Source organism: Alphaproteobacteria bacterium, from assembly GCA_019746225.1.
Taxonomy (GTDB): domain Bacteria; phylum Pseudomonadota; class Alphaproteobacteria; order Paracaedibacterales; family VGCI01; genus VGCI01.
In genome coordinates this window covers 1-20,183 of the sequence record JAIESE010000022.1, presented here as the reverse complement: position 1 = coordinate 20,183, position 20,183 = coordinate 1, and the positions used below count along the sequence as shown (strand labels likewise).

General features: G+C 44.0%; 17 protein-coding genes. 7 read left to right on the top strand and 10 right to left on the bottom strand.

Annotation, left to right across the window (positions count from 1 at the left end; all coding sequences use genetic code 11):
- Positions 1–2 precede the first annotated feature (2 nt).
- From gmd to K2Y18_04120, 3 genes are read right to left on the bottom strand one after another with little or no spacing between them, the layout of a single operon-like run.
- Positions 3–1,046, bottom strand: coding sequence for a GDP-mannose 4,6-dehydratase (gmd, locus tag K2Y18_04130; protein ID MBX9804926.1), 1,044 nt, complete (start codon positions 1,044–1,046; stop codon positions 3–5).
- Positions 1,043–2,761, bottom strand: coding sequence for a hypothetical protein (locus K2Y18_04125; protein MBX9804925.1), 1,719 nt, complete (start codon positions 2,759–2,761; stop codon positions 1,043–1,045). Before K2Y18_04125 ends, gmd begins: the two co-directional genes overlap by 4 nt.
- Positions 2,730–4,193 (bottom strand): glycosyltransferase, encoded by a 1,464-nt coding sequence (locus tag K2Y18_04120; GenBank protein MBX9804924.1) that lies wholly within the window; start codon positions 4,191–4,193, stop codon positions 2,730–2,732. Before K2Y18_04120 ends, K2Y18_04125 begins: the two co-directional genes overlap by 32 nt.
- A 150-nt stretch (positions 4,194–4,343) precedes the next feature.
- Between K2Y18_04120 and K2Y18_04115 the strand changes: the two genes are divergently transcribed.
- From K2Y18_04115 to K2Y18_04100, 4 genes are all read left to right on the top strand, one after another.
- Complete coding sequence (locus tag K2Y18_04115) at positions 4,344–5,396, top strand: bifunctional UDP-4-keto-pentose/UDP-xylose synthase (GenBank protein MBX9804923.1); 1,053 nt, start codon at positions 4,344–4,346, stop codon at positions 5,394–5,396.
- 5 nt (positions 5,397–5,401) lie between these two features.
- Positions 5,402–6,301 (top strand): 4-deoxy-4-formamido-L-arabinose-phosphoundecaprenol deformylase, encoded by a 900-nt coding sequence (locus K2Y18_04110; GenBank protein MBX9804922.1) that lies wholly within the window; start codon positions 5,402–5,404, stop codon positions 6,299–6,301.
- A gap of 188 nt (positions 6,302–6,489) precedes the next feature.
- Positions 6,490–7,806 (top strand): cation:proton antiporter, encoded by a 1,317-nt coding sequence (locus K2Y18_04105; GenBank protein ID MBX9804921.1) that lies wholly within the window; start codon positions 6,490–6,492, stop codon positions 7,804–7,806.
- Positions 7,757–8,416, top strand: a complete 660-nt coding sequence (locus K2Y18_04100; GenBank protein ID MBX9804920.1) for a ribonuclease HII — start codon at positions 7,757–7,759, stop codon at positions 8,414–8,416. Before K2Y18_04105 ends, K2Y18_04100 begins: the two co-directional genes overlap by 50 nt.
- A gap of 136 nt (positions 8,417–8,552) precedes the next feature.
- Here the strand turns inward: K2Y18_04100 and K2Y18_04095 are convergent, their stop codons facing one another.
- Positions 8,553–9,764, bottom strand: a complete 1,212-nt coding sequence (locus K2Y18_04095; protein MBX9804919.1) for a GGDEF domain-containing phosphodiesterase — start codon at positions 9,762–9,764, stop codon at positions 8,553–8,555.
- A gap of 149 nt (positions 9,765–9,913) precedes the next feature.
- Between K2Y18_04095 and greA the strand changes: the two genes are divergently transcribed.
- On the top strand, positions 9,914–10,390 hold the full coding sequence (greA, locus tag K2Y18_04090; GenBank protein ID MBX9804918.1) for a transcription elongation factor GreA: 477 nt from the start codon (positions 9,914–9,916) through the stop codon (positions 10,388–10,390).
- Between the two features lie 334 nt (positions 10,391–10,724).
- Positions 10,725–12,521 carry a hypothetical protein gene (locus tag K2Y18_04085; protein MBX9804917.1) on the top strand — a complete coding sequence of 599 codons (1,797 nt, stop codon included), beginning with the start codon at positions 10,725–10,727 and terminating at the stop codon, positions 12,519–12,521.
- 60 nt (positions 12,522–12,581) lie between these two features.
- Here the strand turns inward: K2Y18_04085 and addB are convergent, their stop codons facing one another.
- The 3 genes from addB to K2Y18_04070 are packed head-to-tail and all read right to left on the bottom strand — an operon-like array spanning position 12,582 to position 16,991.
- A complete protein-coding gene (addB, locus tag K2Y18_04080; GenBank protein MBX9804916.1) occupies positions 12,582–15,410 on the bottom strand; it encodes a double-strand break repair protein AddB in 2,829 nt (942 codons plus the stop codon).
- Positions 15,407–16,105, bottom strand: a complete 699-nt coding sequence (locus tag K2Y18_04075) for a nucleotidyltransferase family protein (GenBank protein MBX9804915.1) — start codon at positions 16,103–16,105, stop codon at positions 15,407–15,409. The genes addB and K2Y18_04075 overlap by 4 nt, the downstream gene beginning before the upstream one ends.
- 1 nt (position 16,106) lies before the next feature.
- Positions 16,107–16,991: a CPBP family intramembrane metalloprotease gene (locus tag K2Y18_04070; GenBank protein ID MBX9804914.1), complete on the bottom strand. Its 885-nt coding sequence runs from the start codon at positions 16,989–16,991 to the stop codon at positions 16,107–16,109.
- 240 nt (positions 16,992–17,231) lie between these two features.
- Between K2Y18_04070 and K2Y18_04065 the strand changes: the two genes are divergently transcribed.
- Positions 17,232–19,088 carry a hypothetical protein gene (locus tag K2Y18_04065; protein ID MBX9804913.1) on the top strand — a complete coding sequence of 619 codons (1,857 nt, stop codon included), beginning with the start codon at positions 17,232–17,234 and terminating at the stop codon, positions 19,086–19,088.
- 43 nt (positions 19,089–19,131) lie between these two features.
- Here the strand turns inward: K2Y18_04065 and K2Y18_04060 are convergent, their stop codons facing one another.
- The 3 genes from K2Y18_04060 to K2Y18_04050 all read right to left on the bottom strand — a co-directional run.
- Positions 19,132–19,671 carry a hypothetical protein gene (locus tag K2Y18_04060; GenBank protein MBX9804912.1) on the bottom strand — a complete coding sequence of 180 codons (540 nt, stop codon included), beginning with the start codon at positions 19,669–19,671 and terminating at the stop codon, positions 19,132–19,134.
- Between the two features lie 107 nt (positions 19,672–19,778).
- Complete coding sequence (locus tag K2Y18_04055) at positions 19,779–20,084, bottom strand: YciI family protein (protein ID MBX9804911.1); 306 nt, start codon at positions 20,082–20,084, stop codon at positions 19,779–19,781.
- A 1-nt stretch (position 20,085) separates the two neighbouring features.
- On the bottom strand, positions 20,086–20,183 hold a 98-nt coding region (locus K2Y18_04050), incomplete at its 5' end, for a F0F1 ATP synthase subunit epsilon (GenBank protein MBX9804910.1).

Here is a 20,183-nt window from a genome sequence, read left to right as displayed (position 1 = left end):
GGTCATCCTAATAAAATTGTACGTCTGGCTGAAAAGTTCTGAATGTCTTCTCGAACCATCTCTGAGACAAGGTCTGTGAAGGACACTTTTGGTTCCCACCCGAGTTTTGACTTTGCCTTAGAGGAATCTCCAATCAGCAATTCAACTTCGGTGGGTCGGAAAAATAAAGGGTCAACACCCACAACCTTTTCATGAGTATCTAATCGGGTTGCGACTTCTTCAAGACCTTTGCCAGACCAGGCAATGGGGATGCCCGCAGCCTCAAAAGCTTTTGATACAAATTCTCGTACCGTGTAGGTGACACCTGTTGCAATGACGTAGTCATCGGGTGTTGGCTGCTGCACAATGAGCCACATGGCATTAGCATAATCGCTCGCATGCCCCCAGTCGCGTTTCGCATCTAAATTTCCAAGAAAGATAGGCTCTTTGGACCCATTGACTATGTTCGCAATCCCAAGGGTGATTTTTCGAGTGACAAAAGTTTCTCCCCGCATCCAGCTTTCATGATTAAACAAAATACCGTTAGATGCGTGTATATTATAGGCTTCTCGATAATTTATGGTAACCCAATAGGCATATAATTTTGCAGCAGCATAGGGGCTGCGAGGATAAAAGGGCGTTGTTTCTGTTTGGGGAATTTCTTGGACTTTACCATAGAGCTCAGATGTCGAAGCTTGATAGAAGCGAACTCTATTGGTGAGGTTGTGAATGCGCAGAGCCTCAAGAAGCCGCAAAGGGCCAATTGCATCCGCATTTGCGGTATATTCTGGTGTTTCAAAGCTGACCGCCACATGGCTTTGTGCAGCTAAGTTATAAATTTCATCGGGTTGTATTTGACCTATGAGACGAATCAGGTTGGATGAGTCGGTCATATCCCCATAATGCATCATAAAATTTGGGTTCTGCTCTAATCCCTTCAGGCGTTCGGTGTTGTTCACAGAAGCTCTGCGCAAGAGCCCATGGACCTGATAATTCTTTTCTAACAACAGCTGGCTTAAGTAAGCCCCGTCCTGACCGTTAACACCTGTAATAAAAGCTTTTTTCATTTGTTGGGTATACCTATGAAGCTGTTTGCTTTGTAAATAAGTTTAAAGTCCTTTTCAATTAAGTCACAATTAATTGTGAGCCATTCTGAATTTAAATCTAGAATATGTTTCTCGCTAAGAATCCATTTGTTAGAATGTGAAATATAGTCGTATACAAATAATAAGACAAGATTATTGTTTTTATATTTATTTGTGAGTCTCTTTAATTCCATACCGAAGGGGCTATCTTGGTAAATATCCCACACGTCCTCAATTTGGGTGGGGGATATCGTTCTAAAGTGTAAACCCGAAGCTGAATCAATGATAAGATGTGGCTGTTTGTTAACGTTATAGGTTACCACAACATCCTGACCAGGAATCTTGATTGGGGCAAGAGGAGCCGGGTACGGTACATTCATTTTAGAAGGAATATAAGGGGCTAAAGCTGAGGCAATAAGGATAAACCCAACAAAACAAGCAGAACAAATACTCTCGAAAGTTTTCCGCTCTATCATGTAAGGAGGGGAGGCAAATGCGAGTGCAAACAATGCCCCCATAAATGGGATAGCAACGGCAAATGTTCGAAATCCCCCATCCCTGAATATGACCGTTGATGAAACAGCGATCCCTAAAAACGTAATCGTTAAAAACAAGAATTCTCTATTAAGAAAATGACGCTTGGCAGAAATCCGAAAACCAATGAAGAACCCGAACATCACTAAGAGAATGGTTGTTACGAGTCGCACGATCCCGCTTCCAAAGCTAAAACTTCGAATGAAATAATAGAAAAAGTTCCATAAGTTTAAACTCAGTCCTCGCAATAAATTTAAGGGATTGTCTTTAAAAATTCGCCAGGATTCTTGATATAATATACGAGAGAGTTCTGATTCTGATTTTCCAGCGATCAAGGCTGATGCATGCGGGTCTTGAGAGGCATAAAGCCAACCTTTTCCGCCATTGACAAGGCCATATACGACTGTGGAAAAGTTTGAGAATGCTTCTCCCGAACTTGAGGGGTCACCATAGAAAGTGGATAGCTTTGTTATGAAAATAAAAGGAATCGCGAAAGATAAACCACTCCATAATAAATCAAGGGAACGAGACTGCGTGAAGGGGTGTAGATAAACGAGAAGAAGTAGAGATAAAACCATAAAATTGGGGCCAGCCCTTACGCATAATGCCATCGCAAGAGCAGCCATACCGGCATTAAAGGTAAGACGAGTCTTCAGATTCCAACCATTCCATAACAAGACAAAGCTCAACAAACCAAGAGTCAAGCCAAGAGGCTCGGAAAGAGTTGTGTGATTATAAAATTGTGCGAAAAAAAAGAAAAAAGCCAAAGAGATTATTGTTGCAAGAGACCCAAGGTCCTTGCGCAAGGTTCCTAAATAGAGTGTTAAAGCAAAAATGATGAAGCTCAATTGAAAGAGCATCACATACCAAAAATTACCATTTGCAATCTTTAAGCGAAAAGCTAAGAACAGGGCATTTAAGGGGCGGCGCATGTTCCATGAGTCAAGATAGCCTAAATCAATCAGTCGGTGTCCTCCTTGAAGATATCCCGCGGCATCAGAGTAGGGAACGATGCCACCAACCGCACTATAAAGTTCTTCGTATAATGCTTGACCAGGGAAGCCCAACCAGGCGTTGAGAAGGGGTAGAGCTAGTGTGAGCGTGGCGAGTAGGCCCCACACGAACCAAAGGTTAAAAAAAGAGTTTAAGTTTTTTATAGGCATGCATCACCATTTTTAAAAGTATGACCCCATGGCGCCAACGGGAAATTTGGGTAGAACCATAAGACCGCGCTTCATAGCGTATGGGGACCTCAATAACTTTCAAATTGAGTTTTGAAGCGCCAAATATCAACTCAAAGTCCCCAAATGGGTCAAAGTTACCAAAGAATTTCCGTTGTTCAATGATGCGCTTATAATCTTTGGCAAGAAAGACTTTTGTTCCACACAAAGTGTCCGTAAACCTTTGAGACAAAAGATAGGAAAAGATCCAAGAAAAGGCTTTATTTGCTATGAAGTTAAAAAAACGCATTGCCTGATCTTCCATCGGGTAAATCAACCGGGTTCCATTGACAAACTCACCTTGCCCTGAAGAGATCACCCGGTAAAATTTATGAAGCTGCTCAGGGGGAACCGTTAAATCAGCATCCAGAATCATGAGGAGCTCACCCCGAGCCTTCTCGAACCCTAAGTGAACGGCATCTGCCTTTCCCTTACCCGTTTGCTGAAAGGCTTTAATGTCGAGATGGGGATAGGCATCCTTTACCCTTAAAACCTCTTTCCAAGTCCCATCACCACTGTGTCCTTCAACAAAAATAATTTCCATATCGTCACAAAATTGAGGGAGCCTCTGTATGGCGGGCTCAATGTTTCCCTTTTCATTTCGACATGGAATCACGACGGTTGTCGAAAATGTTTTTGGAACATAGGTAGGGCGGGGCCTGGCAACCACATAAGTTCGAAGACATAGTTTTCGAATGCCGGGAAGAGTTGCGATAAATTTATTAATGACTGTGTCAATTCCCAGTAATGAAATGGGTATGAGTTGTTGATACTCTTTGCGAATCAACTCAAATCCAGAAAGTTCGGCTAATTTTTCAATATCTACCGTTGAGAGAAAATTTTGCGGGGGTTGTGCAACTTTAATTCCCAATAATTCTGCAAACTTGACCATAAACTCCCAATGCTTTGTATAATAAGAAATAATGATGCGAGTATCGGGAGTACATAAGGGGGCTAAGTTCTCAAGAGCGAGCTGAATGTCATCAAAAAAACCGATGACGTCAGAAATGATGACCACATCAAAGGTTTGGTCTTTTAATTTTGTATAGGCTGCTTCTGCGTCGTGGGTGAAAAAGGTGAAAGTTGGATGACGGGTTTTTGCATAATCAATTATTTTTGGGCTAATATCAATTCCAACCCCCACTCTTGGGGCAACACTTGCTAATAAATCACCATTCCCGCATCCAATTTCAAGAACCTTCAACTGCGGTTCGATCAGAAATTGATGATATTCTTGATCTTGGCGATGAAATTTCCGATTAAAGATCGTAAATTCTTTAATTTTGTCGAAATTTTGATCAATAGAATCAATAATTTGTTGCTTGCGATTGGGTAAGGAGGGTGCATTTTGGGCAAATGTCATAGGCCATGTCATTCTAGAAAATTACTATAATGTTATGAAGTAAAGCCCAATTCTCCTTTAATTTCAATAAGGAAGTGATGTAAGGTAATCATAATCCTAGCAATATGTATAAAAATTCGGTAGAACCATAGGTATAATATTTAACAAAAAGGTTTTAGTCTCATGTCGTTAAAAGTCTTGATATTGGGTGTAAATGGATTCATTGGCAGTGCTTTGACAGAAGTTATCTTAAAGGAAAAGGACTGGCAAGTTTATGGCATGGACATGGGATCAGATAAACTGGGAGACTCTTTAGACCACCCTCGGTTTCACTTCTTCGAAGGGGATATCACCATCAATAAAGAGTGGATTGAATATCATATTAAGAAGTGTGATGTTGTTCTGCCCCTGGTGGCGATTGCAACACCTGCTATTTATGTATCTGATCCTTTACGTGTATTTGAGTTAGACTTTGAAGCCAATCTGGAAATCGTTCGTAAATGCGCTCAGTATAAGAAGCGGGTGGTATTTCCTTCTACCTCAGAAGTTTATGGAATGTCACAAGATGCTGTTTTTGATGAAGAAGCATCCAACCTCGTTTTAGGCCCCATCCACAAACAACGGTGGATCTATTCCTGCTCCAAACAATTGCTTGATCGCGTTATTTATGCCTATGGCATCCGAGATGGCTTAAACTATACGTTGTTCCGCCCCTTCAATTGGGTTGGGCCGAAGCTCGATAGTATCTATTCCTCCAAAGAGGGGTCCTCTCGCGCCGTGACGCAATTTATTTGGGATATCTTGCATAAAGGTGAGGTTAAGCTGGTAGATGGCGGCCAACAACGTCGAACCTTTACGTGTATCGATGACGGTATCAAGGCTTTGGTCAAGATCATTGAGAATAAAGATGGCTGTGCATCAGGGCGGATCTTTAACCTTGGCAACCCTAAAAATGATGTTTCCATTGAAGAGCTGGTAACCCTTTTAATTGAGCTCATTAAAGGATACCCAGGCTATGAAGAAATTGCAGAAAAGGTAAAGATTACACCTGTGGATTCAAACGCCCACTATGGGGTTCATTACCAAGATACCCTTCATCGTGTTCCGTCCATTGAGAATGCAAAAACCCACTTGGGATGGTCTCCTGAGGTTGGTTTGCGTGAGGCGTTGAAAAAGACACTGGACTATCACTTGAAAAAACCAACGGCCTCACTCAGTGACCTGGAGGCAGCATAAAAGTTTTGACGCAACTTGCTATTAAGATTGATGTGGATACAGAGCGTGGAACACGTCTTGGCGTCCCAGGGTTGCTGGACCTTTTGGAGGTTTACAAAATTCCGGCAACCTTTCTGTTTTCATTAGGACCTGATAATACGGGTCGCGCCATTCGACGCATTTTCCGTCCCGGATTTTTGAAAAAGGTAAGTCGTACTTCTGTGCTCAAGGTCTACGGATGGCGCACGCTATTGAATGGCATCGTGTTGCCTGGCCCCCATATTGGTCGACTTCATGGGGCGATCATGCGTCAGGTAAAGCTTAAGGGACATGAAGTGGGCATCCACTGTTATGACCATATTCGGTGGCAGGATGGCCTTGCCACCATGAACATGCGGACAGTCAGGGATGAGCTGGGACGCGCGCGTAAAGTGTACCGGGATATTTTTGAAGAAGATGCTCAAACGGCAGGGGCAGCGGGATGGCAAGCCAATGCCCAGAGCCTTCAAGCTTATGATGAAGCTGGATTCTTGTATGGAAGTGATTGCCGAGGGAAGACCCCTTTCTTCCCTAAAGCGGATGACCGTACCTTTCAAACACTTCAAATTCCAACAACTCTACCAACGTTAGATGAGTTGTTAGGTCGTCCCGAATATCCTTTAGAGAAGTTGGTCGACCATTATGTAAAGCTGCTCCAACCGAATACACTCAATGTTCTAACGATCCACACGGAATTGGAAGGCATGCTTTATAAAGATTGGTTTGAAAACCTTTTAAATGCATGCAAGAAAAAAGGCGTCGCGTTTGTCTTATTGGCAGATGTGGCTCGTGATCTCTTGAAAAGCAAAGATGCCATACCTGTTTGTGAACTCCTCCAAGGCGAAGTCGATGGCCGTTCGGGGACGCTGGCGGTGCAGGGAAATTGACACCATAAGATAAATCTTACGTCACGTTCGGTGTTTGCATGTTGATGGGCACTCCCTAGATGCTTTTCTCTCTATACCGGTCAGATTCGTGCGATGGGTTGCGAAATGGATTGGTTTAAATTTTAAGGTATTTATTCTCTAGTATATAAGTTTGTCAAAAACACCTCTCATGTGTTACGCTTTTTATCATGGAATACGATATTCAATTAACAGAAATCACGCTTGTAATTGTGGCGGCTCTTGCGGGCGGTCTTGGCCTTGCGCGTCTTAAACAACCCCCGATTTTGGGGTATATTTTAGCAGGAATTTTGCTAGGTCCTTCTGGGATGGGCCTCATTCAGTCTCGCGAACAAGTCGGGCTTTTGGCCGAGCTTGGTGTTTTGCTTCTTCTGTTTGTGGTGGGGATGGACCTTAGTTTGCGGACCTTCAAAAAAGTTTGGGTGGTCAGCACGCTCTGTACGGTTTTACAAGTATCGGCCAGCATTTTAATTACAATGGTTCTTTCTAAAATATTTGGATGGTCTTTTGGATTGTCATTGCTTCTTGGTTTCGTTTTGTCCCTGTCATCAACAGCTGTCGTCGTCAAGATGTTGGAAAGCATTGGGGAAATGCGCACGGAAACGGGCCAGATGGCCATTGGCGTTTTAATTGCTCAAGACTTAGCCATCGTGCCTATGATCCTTATTTTGCGCAATTTGGACAAGCCGTGGCATGACCCAAGTCTCATTTTTAAAATTGTTTTATCGATTGGGTTGATTGCGGGATTGATTGTTTATTTAAGCCGCAAACAACGGGTTCGCATTCCTTTAACGAAAATAATTTCGGGCGATAAGGATTTAACACCCCTCGCGAGTTTGACGTTTTGCTTTGCGGCGGCAGCGGTCTCTGGGCTGATTGGTCTGTCCGCAGCTTATGGCGCCTTCTTGGCGGGCTTGGTATTGGGCAACACCCATGAGCGTCTTATCATGCTTGAGACAACGAAACCGATTCAAAGCATTTTGATGATGGCTTTTTTCTTGTCTATTGGTTTGCTTCTCGATACTAGTTTCATTTGGGAACATTTGGGAACAGTATTTTTGTTTTTGCTCATTTTGACCATTGGCAAAACCGCGATCAACATCACGATCCTACATCTGTTACGTCTTCCTTGGTCACAAGCTTTTCTGATCGGGGTTGTCTTAGCGCAACTTGGAGAATTTGCCTTTTTGCTCTCCACCGTGGGCCATGAGACCCATATCATTACTGACTTTGGGGAGAAGTTGATTATTGCTTTGACGGTTTTATCTTTGGCATTGAGTCCCTTGTGGTTGACAGTGGCGCGTCGTTTGCATAACTTTGCAGATAGCACGACCATAAGCTTGCCCGCGATTCTTCATCAGCTGTTCAGCCGGGAGGTGGGCATTCTGCGGCGTGTGTTACACAAACCCGCCATAGAGCCAGCCATAGAGGTCGAAAGTGACACAAAAAAACCCCTTAAGAAAAAAACAACCCACCCGAAACCCTAGCTTTAGCCTTGAACGGCTTTCTCCTTCGCCCGTTGTTGGCATCGATGAAGCCGGTTGTGGCCCTTGGGCCGGACCTGTTGTTGCCAGCGCCTTCATCTTCCTAGATCCCGATGCTGTTGACGATGATATCTTGTCCCTTATTCGGGATTCCAAACAGCTCAATGCCGAAAGACGGGAAAAAGCGTATCTCCATCTCACGGCTTTAACAACGGTTCGCTTCGGCGTGGGCCAAGCTTCTGTTGAGGAGATCGATTCTATCAACATTGGCCAAGCCACGCGTCTGGCCATGCAGCGCGCGGTAAAGCAATTAGGAATCTCTCCCGCTATTGCCTTGGTTGACGGCATACGAATGCCGCACTTATCCTGTCCCACTACCCCTGTGATTAAAGGGGATCAGACCAGCTATTCCATTGCAGCTGCCTCAATCCTTGCGAAAGTTACGCGTGATCGGATCATGGGGGAGTTGGATAAAGAATACCCTCAGTATGGGTGGGCTAAAAACGCAGGCTATGGAACCCCAATCCATCAAGCGGCGTTGCGTCTTTATGGCGTGACTCCCCATCATCGCCGATCCTATGCGCCGATTGCGAAGATGTGTGAGTCTTTATAATTCAGGTAATACATAGCAATGAACCCTAATTACCCTTAAAAAAATACTTTCAATTCCAAAATAAGGGGTTATTTTGTCCATAAACAGACAAAACAACCTGTAATTTTGGGGGAAAAAAGAAGGCTCTCAAAATATTTTACATCCATCCCCTGATGTGGGAGGGTCGGCCGATGTGATACCCTTGGAGGAAGTCCACATTTTCTTCTGCTAAGATATGGGCAGTTTCTTCATCTTCTATGCCTTCTGCAATGCATTGGATACCATGGGGTTGGGTGAGCGCAATAATGGCCCGGATAAAATTGATATTATTGGGGTCTTCCTTGAGGGCTTTGACGAACTGAGCATCGATCTTTACGGTTTGAATCAGATCTGATTTTAAATGATTCATTGACATATAACCTGCCCCAAAATCGTCAATTGATACCAGGCAACCGAGGTCTCGCAGCTGGGTGATAAACCTCGCGGATTCATCCACATCCTGAAAGACTGCCGTTTCCGTTAATTCAATGATGAGACGTCCCTTTAAGTCAGGGTAGGCTGACATATGAGTTTTTAAGGTGTTTAACCATAAGGGGTCACATGCAGTAATCGGAGAGACGTTAAAGGCTAATTTCAAGTGTCGATTGCTCATCAATTCTTCAATCGCTAATTGCTGAATCTTTTGATCGACGAGCTGAATGAGGCCAGACTTCTCACAGCCTGCGATGAATTGTCCGCCAAGCAAAATCTGGCCGTCATCATCTAATATACGGGCTAAGCATTCAAAATGGTGAAGCTGTCGCGTGTGTGCGTCCACGATGGGCTGAAAACTTAAGAACAACCGATTATCCAAAATGGCTTTGTGAACCAAGGTAGTCAGATTCGATTGGGGATCTTCAGAGACAATGACAGTCGAGCGCATCATTTTAAGACGGTGTAGGCTGTTTTTGGCAAGTTGAATTTCTTGCTCAAAGGTCCTTATGGCTTGATTTAAGGTGTCTGCTTCTAGAATGGCGCCCCGGACGGTGGTTAGAGCCCCCTCAAAAGGACTATCCACTTGGATAAGACGACGATTAAGAGTACTTGTAAGCACATAGTGTGTCCATTGCAGTTGGTGATCATCGCAATCATCAATGCAGATTAGCCAAGAATCTTGGGTAAACCGAATCAAGGTGTCCGTTGCTCGCACATTCTTCTTCAAAATAGGGTATAATTGAGACGTTAGAGTTGCAATATGGGATTGTTCATCATCTATATGGTCCAATACGACCACAAGGAATCCATAGGATTTTCGGAACCGCGCGGCGTAATTTAATACGTCATCGATCACAGAAGGCGAAAAAGAGCTAGATATTGCCGTTATCGTCATGGTATTAACAGTTGGTCAACCTTTCTTCTCTAGAATAAAGTATGAAAGATTAACAAAGTTTGAACATTTAGGGTTGTCAACACCATAAGAGTAAGATATTTTTTGGGCTTATGATTTATGTCCTTATCGTTTTTTAGTGGATTCATTATATGGAAAAAAAGATCCCGATGACTGAAAAGAGTTATCTTCAACTGCAAGAAGAGCTCCGTCACCTCAAGCAAATAGAACGGCCTGCCGTGATTCGTGCTATCGCTGATGCGCGTGAACATGGTGATTTGTCCGAGAATGCGGAATACCATGCGGCTAAGGATCGTCAAGGGTTCATCGAAGGGCGCATTGTGGAGCTTGAGAGCAAAATCAGCCTTGCTGATGTGATTGATGTTTCTAAACTTTCGGGAACGAATATCAAGTTTGGGGCGACCATCACTTTGATCGATGAAGACACAGAAGAAGAGCATCTCTATCAGATTGTCGGTGGTGATGAGGCAGATATCCGTCAACAAAAATTGTCAATCACTTCCCCCTTAGCACGCGCTTTAATTGGCAAAACAATTGGGGACATGGTCGAAGTAACTGCCCCTGGCGGCAGTCGTGCTTATACAGTCTTGAAGGTTGAGTATAAGTAAGCTCACTTCCTCGTTTTGAGACATAATCGCTTAATTTAACAATTTTCTTAATCATTGTTATTCATTTTTACCCTTGCGAAAGAATATTTCAGCTTAGGGAAAGCCTTGTCATTTTTCTATTTTCTATTCTTTTAGATATTTGAATACTAAAATTTAATATATTTAAAACTTGAAAATCGTGTTTTTCTATGATAGAAAATTCAATTTAACTCTCCATTATTTCAAAAAACTCCATATAAATACTTGTAAGTGGAGAAATTGATACACATATGTAGACTATAAAACAATAAAATTTAATTAATTTAATATCTATTATTATGAAAAGGATAAAGTGATGCATTTTAAAAAATTAACTTCTAGTATCTTGCTGTCAACCGCTCTTATGCTTCCAACTTTGGGAGCAGAGAAATTTTCCCTACACGAAACAAGAGAACGATTCGCAGACTCATCAGCAATTGTGCGTTCTGCTTCATCCGAAAAGCATCAATATACAGCATGGAGTGATCAGGCACTTGTTACTGAAAGTGAGAAATCTCTAAAGTCTCATAGCACATTAAAACAATTAACCAGCGATATTAGCTTAGCCAATGAACTTTCTTATTCCATAGGAAAGCTCTTTGCTTGTCGTTATTTTATCAAAAACATTGAGAATTATGTTCAGGGAACGACCGAGAGAAGAGACAGCCTCAACGCGTTGGAATTTCAAAGTGAAGAACATTATCATAAATCTAACCTCATACTAAACCTATTGGCTAGGAATGGTTGGGTGCCTGCGTTGCAGAGTGATAACTCTAGCGATGATCCTGTCACCCGTTGCCAACCATCCATTATCCAAGGAAAAATTGGCTCTGTTCTTACCCGTTTTGTTGATAACCATTCAGGCATCGTTTTGTTTCACGCCCCCACAGGGACGTTGATGCCCATTTTTCATGGCTCTCGTGGTGATGATTATTTGCCTCACTCCTATGACTGGGATGCAAACTTAGATGCAGAATATTATGAGTTACCCCTAGGTCCGAAGGGTGAATCCGTAACGGTTCATCGTGGATTTGGTAAGGTTGGTGAATATGCTCATGATTCTGTGCAATCTATCATTTGTAAAACGGTTGAAGAAAGAGGGCTCGCAAACATTAAGCGGGTACTCTTTTCTGGTCATAGTCATGGAGGAGCCGTTAGCGAAGTGGCCTATATGTTGGCAACCAAGTCACTTGGTTCTCAACTTTATGGATCTGACTTTGATAACACCTTAAGTAACCGTTTTGGTCACTTTGGGCTCTCTGCGCCGGCGACAGTGCGAAGCGATTGCTTAGAGTTGGTCCGGGCACATTATGGAATGGGGAGTTTCCTTTCTCCAGGCGTGTCACATGATCCCGTAAGACTCTTATTCAGAGCAGATTTTTGGAAAGGTTGTGATATTGTACGTGAAAAAATGATAACATTGGAGAACACATTTTCAGGGAATGTCGTGAAGATGTTGAATGGAGCTCGTGGCCTTTTGGAGTCTCGTTTAGGGTTTAGCCAGGTTGGCTATTTAGCCTGTGAGCCTATTGGACAAGTTCTTCAAAGACAATTTTTGTTAAAAGTTGAGCAGTATCTACATTCTTCCAATGCGGGGAGTCTCGTCGAATTTGCCGCGGCTATTCATTATGGTGGACCAGGGGCTTTATTTGACCACAGACTTCCGGGCCAAATTGGGAATAAGCTTGATACGATGTTAGCATACTCACAAAACAACCCGATGACCATTGGACAGCTCATTTCTGATATTGTAGGCGCGGGTGATACAGGCATGACAATTTGTAAAGAAATAGGTCATGGTGCTGTTCGGTTATTGCAAGAAGCTACTCCTTCAGAAAGGGCAATTGGGTCCTCAGTCTTACTTGCGGCTGCAGCAGTTACTGCCCATTCGATTCATCAAGATAAAAAAGATGGCAGAGACGTAAATGTTGCAAGGGCTGCTGTCAAAGTAGCTGCCGCTGGGGCAGGTGTATATCTTTTAGCTAAAGGGATCGAAGCACTTTGGGGATGGTGTGCAGGGCCTTCTGAAAGAGCTAAACCATTAGCAATTGAGGATAAGAAACCTGAGGATAAGCAACTTGAGGATAAAAAACCTCCTTCAGAAGAAATATAATAAAGACGCTGCATTCTAAACACGGGAGGCTGGCCGATTTATCGAACCAGCCTCTTTTATCTATCCCCACTCTTTCAAGCGCTCTAGGTGAGCATAATCGTGATAGACAGGCGCATTGTAAGGATCAGGGCATGCATGGAAGGGTGTTTGGCGACCAAAGAAAGCTTCGAACAGCCGGCGCACTCCCCGCTCTGCATTTGTTAATAATTCTTCCGGATTCTCAAAGCTTGTGATCTCTCCTGGGGGTGTGCCCCCCGTCATCCCCCAATAGCTTAATTTTTCCACAGGCAATGGCGCAATTTGAGCAAATCCTCCTACCGACAGAATGACGCCTTCCAGGGTAAGTTGAGGCGCTGTTCCTTGTGTCACAGATTTTTTGCTTGGCACCATTCCCGTTTTATAGTCAATGATTTGGGCCATGCCTGAGGACATGATGTCAATCCGATCCGCTTTTGCGGTCAGCACAATTGGCCCATTGGCTGTGGGGATATCGATTTTCCCGTCAATTTCCGTTTTAATTTCTTGAATATACGGTTGTTCTTTCATCAATTGGTCTAAAAACCAGGCACCCATTCTCATGAAACGGGGCCACCAGAAAGCTTTTGCGCGAGGATCCGCCAATAAGTCTCCAAATGCTTCTCGTCCTAAGGATTCAAGGGTGGTCATTGCTTCTGGTGATGCGGGATCAACACCGGATTGGACAAACTGATCCAACACTTGATGGATGGCTTGTCCTCGTTCCACCATGGATAAATCCACATCTAACGGGTCTATAGGCCGCAAATTCAAAATGGTTTTTGCATAAATGCTGTAAGGGTCTCTCAGGAGCGTTTCCACAGCGGTGACCGATAATTTTCTCGGGCGTGCAGTTAAGGGAGGGCAGGGTGCAGGTGGTGTGAAGGTAATGCGATTTTGGGGTTGATCCAACTGGTCAGACCAAGTCCCCCAAGGGTGCGATGGATCACTAGTGAGTTCATGGCCCCCCGTTGCTAATAAAGCCGACAAGCGTTGCCACCAACGACTGGGTAGTGTGGGCGCGCCATCTCGTTTTAAAGAACGTGTCATATAGACTTTTGGTGTTGTCATGGCTGTTGAAAAATCATGGGCGGACAGGCCTATTTTACGCTCCAATGGCGGGAGCCCAAAACTTTCCCGCATGAACCTACTGAGCCAAGGGTCATCCTCTGTGACCCCAGGCCATGTCCCTTCGTTCAAGCCTCCTAAAATAACGACATCCGCTTGAAGCAAACGCGCTTCCAGGGCGCCTAGAATCAAGAGACGGGATCCAATACCCTCAACATCACGTACAACTTCTTGAGCCATCAAATGGCGCAACAAAGGGGGATAATCCCGGGCTGTGAGGGGTACAAAGTTATCCGCATGTTCTTTGAGTGCCTCCCATAATGAGGATGCATTTTGGCCATCCTCTTCTCCCCATAATATGGACTCACCCCCCTCAACGGACCCTACGAGTGCTTGGGCTACTGTTGCATGTGCTGTCAAATATTCAGAAAATGAGTGAAGTTTTCCATCATTCAAGGCGAGCAAGGGGCTGCACATCTCGTGTCCTGGAAAGGGCAACGTTTGTATGTTGAGGGGGGCAAGTTTACGCAAGACGTCAATCTCAAAGCGTCTTGTTGCTCGAAGATGCAGCAGGCGATCGCCCCCTTTTGCAAAAAGAGGATGTTTCAGAAGGGCGAGGAGTTCAGCCGAGCTCATCTCTTGGGTCAATAGGCTGCTTAAAAGGAGAAATCTACCGACAAGAGATTGTGAGAGAGGCAAACCACTGGATAAGTTGGCATGACATCCCCATCGTCCCAATTCAGATCGAACGCGTCGTCCCAACTCAACATCGGGTGTCACAAGCGCAATCACTTGTTCGGGATCCTCCAGTTCATAGCGCATGATGAGAGCAATTTGACGGGCTTCTTCTAAAATTGAAGGGGCTTCCATGGCTTGGACATTTGATAAAAATTCATCCCCCATTTCTGGGGAAATGGACCAATCCTCTTGAGGAGATGTGATCATTGCTTTTGAAATAAGGACCGATCGATTTGAAGCTTCCTCTAAACAAACTGGCCAAATCTCAGGCGTTCCTAACTGCTGAATGAGTTGATTCAGCGTATACTGAGGATGGGTTGGGGGGAGGGATTGTCTTTCTACTGGTGAAAGAGATCGATCCACGCCCGGTAATACAACACACCCTTGCTCAAAATTCAATATGCTCTTGGCAAGTCGCGCTGTCGAGGGACGCGTTCCCGTGGTACCTGCCAAAATAACAGGATAAGTTGGTTGCCAATGGGTGGCAATTTGATCAAGAATGAGTCTTTTGCGAGCTGCCGGCTCCATGAAACCAGCTTGCTCCATAATGGGAGGCCAAAGGTCCGTCAGAATCTTTAAGAAGTCGAGGGTTAACTGCCAGTGAGCAGCATAATCTGCGCCGACAAGAGTTTTCAAATCATTTAAATGAAGGCCGGATGTTTCAACTTCATCCACAAGGCGCATTAGCTCTTGGGCAAGGCGCACAGCACCTGCGGGATTTAATACGCCTCCCTCTTTTTGTTTTTCAAAAGCCAGCACCAACTGGCTCAACAACCCCAATCGCTGCCAGGTTGGCATCGCGGGGAGAAGATTCTCAAGGGGTGTATACCCTGGGAGTTCACCACCATCTTCAATATCGGCTAAGGCCAATATGCGCGGCAATATGCAGCATCCGGATGGAGTTGCTTTTAAAAAGGCCTCCTGTAAGGCGAGACATCCACGACGGGTTGGTAGAATCACGAGATGTCGTGCGAGACTGAGGGGATCTTCTTCTGTCTTGGTAATTAAGCCTTGAACAAGCGCTTCTACGAATGAATTCCCCAGCGGAATTGCGTAAAGGCCTTTCATCCCGCAACCTCAGTAATCTCTTTCAGACTCTCCAACGTCCCCATATCACCCCAATTGCCTTCAAAGACCAAACCATAAAGGCGACCCTCTTTTTCTGCTTTATGAAAGAAAGGGACTATGGAAAACGGGTGTACCTTTTCATGCGCTAAAAGGCGGGGATGAATGATTCGAATCCCTGAAAAGACATAAGGCGCTCTTGGCTCCTCACCACGATAGGATGCACGTCCATCGGGGTTTAAAAAATAGTCTCCCGGTCCGGTGTATCCGATGGCTTTCTCCCGCGGTACGAGCAGAAGCAACGCGTCCATTGTATCGGAATTCCACACTTCATCCAGTTGGTGTAAGGCGGAATGGTCAGCATTCTGCCACCAAATATCCGCATTTAAAACAAAGAAAGGCTCGCCCTTAAAATAGGGCAATGCCTTTGCCAATCCGCCTCCAGTGTCAAGAAGCTCCGGTTCATGGGAGATCGTGATTTCGGGCGCGTTCCTGTCCTTGATATGCGCGACAATCTGATCTGCCAAGTGGTGCGTATTGACCACGCAGCGTGTCACTCCAACGGCCACCACCTGATCCAGGGCAAGATCCAGCATTGTCGTATCCCCAATGGGAATCAAGGGTTTCGGGGTGGTGTCCGTGAGCGGGCGCAAACGCTTGCCGATTCCTGCTGCTAAAATCATGGCTTGGGTGATCATGCTATTTGGCCACCATTGGGTAAGTAAAGAGCAGGAAATGACATAGATTCACCAGGAAATGAACCAATATTGCAGATTCTAATCGGTGGGTTCTATGATACGCATAGCCATAAAACACCCCTGAAAGCGTTGCAAATGCAATTAAGACCGGCCCTCCCATCAAATGACCGGGGAGCAAAAGCGCGAAAAGAAGAGATGATATGACAATCGGTATAAAAGGAGAGAACCTCCACCGCAAAGCATACTGCATCAGGTAATTTTGGATGAAACCGCGAAAGATAATTTCCTCGGCGAAACAGACAAAGAATAGATTATTAAAAGCCCATAGCCAAAAGGTGTCTGGAAATTTTGGCTCAAAATGAACGTATCCAGTTAAGATCCCCAAAGGGATTAGTAAGGAAACACACAAAACCGAAATGAGGATTGCTTCTGTTAATGCCTTGATTCGGAAAGGACCAATTTGTCTTAAAAGAAGACCACTTGAGGCGACAAGAACCACAGCCGCCATGACTTTGTCGAAATTGAGATACATCGTGAAAGGCGTGGCGATAGGGGATATTAAGACGGCGCTTAACACACGCAAATTATGAAATCCAGGAATCATATGGCTTGCAAAGGCGATACCAATACCAAGGAGGAGAAAAAACCAAAGGGAATTCAACCATTTCTTTGAAGAGGGGTTGCGCCAATGAAGCGTACATATGCCCCAAAAAGAAGTGATTGCGGCAAGGCCCACGGGGTCGATAAGGTTGGATACATAAGCGAACAGAATTTGAGCTGCCAAAAGGACAGCGATGATTTTTCGAGACCGTAGGACAAATAACCCGGCAACAAGGATAGCCAATGTTATGTAGGGAAGTAAGGGATTAGCGGATAATAAGGTCATGGGTGTCCCCTCAATGATATAATTTGTTATGTCAATAAGTCTAACAGTACCAACATACGGATCTTTAGCAAAAATATCTAGACCATCCCTTTCACGTAAAGTGTCATTGTTGTAAGAGTTAGGTATGTTGTCGCAAATCTTGACACCATCTTAGGAAGATTGTTAGAGGAATAGAGAAGCGTTGAATTCGTGTGTTCCTTGGTTTTTTAGATAAGCCCTACAGCATAGGATATTTATGATATGGTTATGATTCGCAAACACTACCTTCGCTCTTTCCTCCATTGCCTGTTTTTAATTTTCATTATCAATTTGCCCGTGTGTTGGGGGATGGAGGAAGATGCAAGGGGCCAGGGCGATGCTCCTCAAGCTCCTTTATCGGCGTCTCTCGGGAGAGAGCAACTTAAAGTATCTCAAAGGGCAGAAGCAGCTCAATCCGGTGACAGCAATCCGCGTGTTCCTTGTGTTCTGCATATTGATGGTCAAGGCAAAAGAGTGATCGTAGCCTTATATCAAATTGCCGTTCTCGAACTTCTGACAAAGAAGCGGGTTTATGAATTGTTTGATGTGATATCAGGTGTAGGTTCAGGGGGTTTTGCGGCCTGGTGTTTGTCTTATAAGAAAGAGGGAAAGATCTTTACTGCCCTTGAGGTATTGCAATTTTTTACGGAGTTCGACAAAACACTTTATGCAGATAACTTTTTTGAAATGGTAGCAGGGGAAGGTAAATTTGAAGAAGCAAGTTTCGCTGTAAGGACAATCGTTTTGGGATATTCCCCCGTTCAAAAAAAGCCAGTGTTATTTGATACCCAGGATAAGCAATCTTCTGAGATTTCCTCACTTCATTGTCGCAGTGTGCTTGACATGGTTTTTGCATCACTTATAGAAATGCCCTCATCAGCAGTCACTTTTGGGGATGTGTTTAGTAGTGTCGCAAAAGGACAGACATCGACTGCAGCCGGTAAAGTGGCCATAAAATTTCTGGGTGACTACATGCTGAAGAGTAATCCAGGCGATGCCATTAGTATCGCTGAAAAATTCAGTCGGAGCATTGTTGGGAAAGTTTCTAGGTGCTTAAAAATAGAAAAAAAGAGATTTAATGTTATTTCGATTGGTACGGGTTGTCGCCCCGAAGATGGGCATCTCTACTATGCTTTTGATGAAGAGATGCAAGACTACGTCGAGGAGACCAATGGGGATGCTGTTATCCCTGGCTCTGTAAAATATCTTCGAACCCAATTTTCTCCGGAGCAAGAGACTTATGACACTGATGCCCTTCTGTTGGAAGGCGGAAAGATGGTGAATGACCCTGTTTTTCAAAATATTTGTGCATTGCTTGGGTATCGAAGATCTTTCTCAGGACAATATTGCGATGCTGTCACAAGTGTTATTAAGTCAGCGTTAAAGAGGATTAACTTCGAGTTCCAGGCAGAGTGGTATTACCTTTGTGTTTTAAACAACTTTTTGAATTTAGATAAAGGGTCACAGTTGAGCTATTTTAAGGACAGAAAGCTTCTTCCTTTTTTTGAGAAAGGGGATGAGGATCGCCCATGCGCAAAACTTGGCATTGAATCCTATGGGTCAATAATTCTATGGGTTGATGGATTAAGACTTTATACAGATGCCCATAATAACGGGAAGAAAACCCTCTCCCGGTGGTTAAATCTTGTCATTGAAGGAAGTCACGATCGTCTTCAGAATCAGTTGACACAGGTGGTGCAAGAAGTTCGATCGCATTATTTAGAAATACGCCCCCCAAGGGAGGCGGATGGCATAGATTATCTCATCGTTATGAGTGGCATTAATGTTTTGGATTTAGCAAAAGAGACCCTAACAAATGCCTTAAAAATATTCTTACTAGAAAATCGGAATAAGATTGATAAGGAATATCTAGCGAGGAAGTTTTTCTTTAATCTTGGCTCCAAAACCTTTGACATACCGTGTGTTGCGGCTTCTAGCGTCCAAATAAAAGCATGGGTAGAAAAGCTGCAATCGTTGTTGAATCAAATGAGTGAGGATGCCTTAAGTGCGGCAGAAAAGAAGATCCTTGTCGACCTGAAGGGCCAACTCAAAAGTCTCAACCCAAATGAATTGGGTTGAGAGTAGGAATATAATGATGTGTTTCCTTTTGTGTACAATAAGCTCACTGCGAAGGGGCTGAACGAATTTTACTCCAGAATTTTGCCTCTGAGATACTGTATTCGAGGTCTTTCTTTGAGACAAAGAAGTATTCTGGAAGTTCTGCTCCCGTTTCATCTTTGGCAAGTATACGAGAACCACTACACCATACAGTTAATTTTTTTGTTAACAGAGATGTTCGTGAATCACACACGCAGCCAAAGCGCATATAAGAAAATGTAGTGGACTGAATCATTTTGGGTTTCCCCTCTTCATCAACGCCACTCATGCCATATCGTAAGCCTCTTAGGAGATGTTTTGCTCCATCCTTCTTTTGTATGTATACCCAACCATCCCTGGACAAAAAGGCATTATCCTCGTCTTCAAATCTCGATATTATGGGGTCATTATTATCTGAGTCCTTCCGATCGTGGGCATATTCCACAAGCCCCAACATTCTGGGTTGGATGAGTTGATCACTTTTCTGAACAAGTGTTTCGGTAGCATATATCTTGGGCAATGCTATTAATAGAGTCGTGAATAGGGTAATGAGCTTTTTTGACATTTGTTTCTCCTTATTGTTGACTAAATTCCTAAACACTGTTGCCAGATATATATACTTTATCGGATCATTCATATCAACCACCAATCGTGTCGCGTGAATTGTCCTTCCTAGGTTTCAAGAAAGGCAGAAAAGGCTTTGGATCTCTTATTGATACCAAATTCAAAAACTTGGTACTCAGCAGATTTGTATTGATAAAAAGGGTCTTCATGAAGAATCTTATTTAAAGCATCTCGGCTTGCAGCTTTGGCAATGATGATGCCCCCTGTACGGGGGACTTGGGGGCCTGATGCGTGAAATATCCCCATTTCGTAATACTTATCCAGAAATTTGAGGTGCTGTTCCCGTTGAGAAAGTATTGTTTCTAAGGGAACCAAATACCTTAATACGACGATAAATATCGTTGGATTATCCATGTTAAATGATTGAGTCGGCTAAGACAATGCACCCATCGGGTGTGACTTCGCAAAAGCCTCCGGAGATGGTGAAGACTTGGGACTTCTTGTCCTTTTTTT

Coding starts and splice junctions, on each gene's coding strand:
- gmd (MBX9804926.1), bottom strand. CDS start 1,046: ATGAAAAAAGCTTTTATTACAGGTGTTAACGGTCAGGACGGGGCTTAC.
- K2Y18_04125 (MBX9804925.1), bottom strand. CDS start 2,761: ATGCCTATAAAAAACTTAAACTCTTTTTTTAACCTTTGGTTCGTGTGG.
- K2Y18_04120 (MBX9804924.1), bottom strand. CDS start 4,193: ATGACATGGCCTATGACATTTGCCCAAAATGCACCCTCCTTACCCAAT.
- K2Y18_04115 (MBX9804923.1), top strand. CDS start 4,344: ATGTCGTTAAAAGTCTTGATATTGGGTGTAAATGGATTCATTGGCAGT.
- K2Y18_04105 (MBX9804921.1), top strand. CDS start 6,490: ATGGAATACGATATTCAATTAACAGAAATCACGCTTGTAATTGTGGCG.
- K2Y18_04095 (MBX9804919.1), bottom strand. CDS start 9,764: ATGACGATAACGGCAATATCTAGCTCTTTTTCGCCTTCTGTGATCGAT.
- greA (MBX9804918.1), top strand. CDS start 9,914: ATGGAAAAAAAGATCCCGATGACTGAAAAGAGTTATCTTCAACTGCAA.
- K2Y18_04085 (MBX9804917.1), top strand. CDS start 10,725: ATGCATTTTAAAAAATTAACTTCTAGTATCTTGCTGTCAACCGCTCTT.
- addB (MBX9804916.1), bottom strand. CDS start 15,410: ATGAAAGGCCTTTACGCAATTCCGCTGGGGAATTCATTCGTAGAAGCG.
- K2Y18_04075 (MBX9804915.1), bottom strand. CDS start 16,105: ATGATCACCCAAGCCATGATTTTAGCAGCAGGAATCGGCAAGCGTTTG.
- K2Y18_04070 (MBX9804914.1), bottom strand. CDS start 16,991: ATGACCTTATTATCCGCTAATCCCTTACTTCCCTACATAACATTGGCT.
- K2Y18_04065 (MBX9804913.1), top strand. CDS start 17,232: ATGGTTATGATTCGCAAACACTACCTTCGCTCTTTCCTCCATTGCCTG.
- K2Y18_04060 (MBX9804912.1), bottom strand. CDS start 19,671: ATGTCAAAAAAGCTCATTACCCTATTCACGACTCTATTAATAGCATTG.
- K2Y18_04055 (MBX9804911.1), bottom strand. CDS start 20,084: ATGGATAATCCAACGATATTTATCGTCGTATTAAGGTATTTGGTTCCC.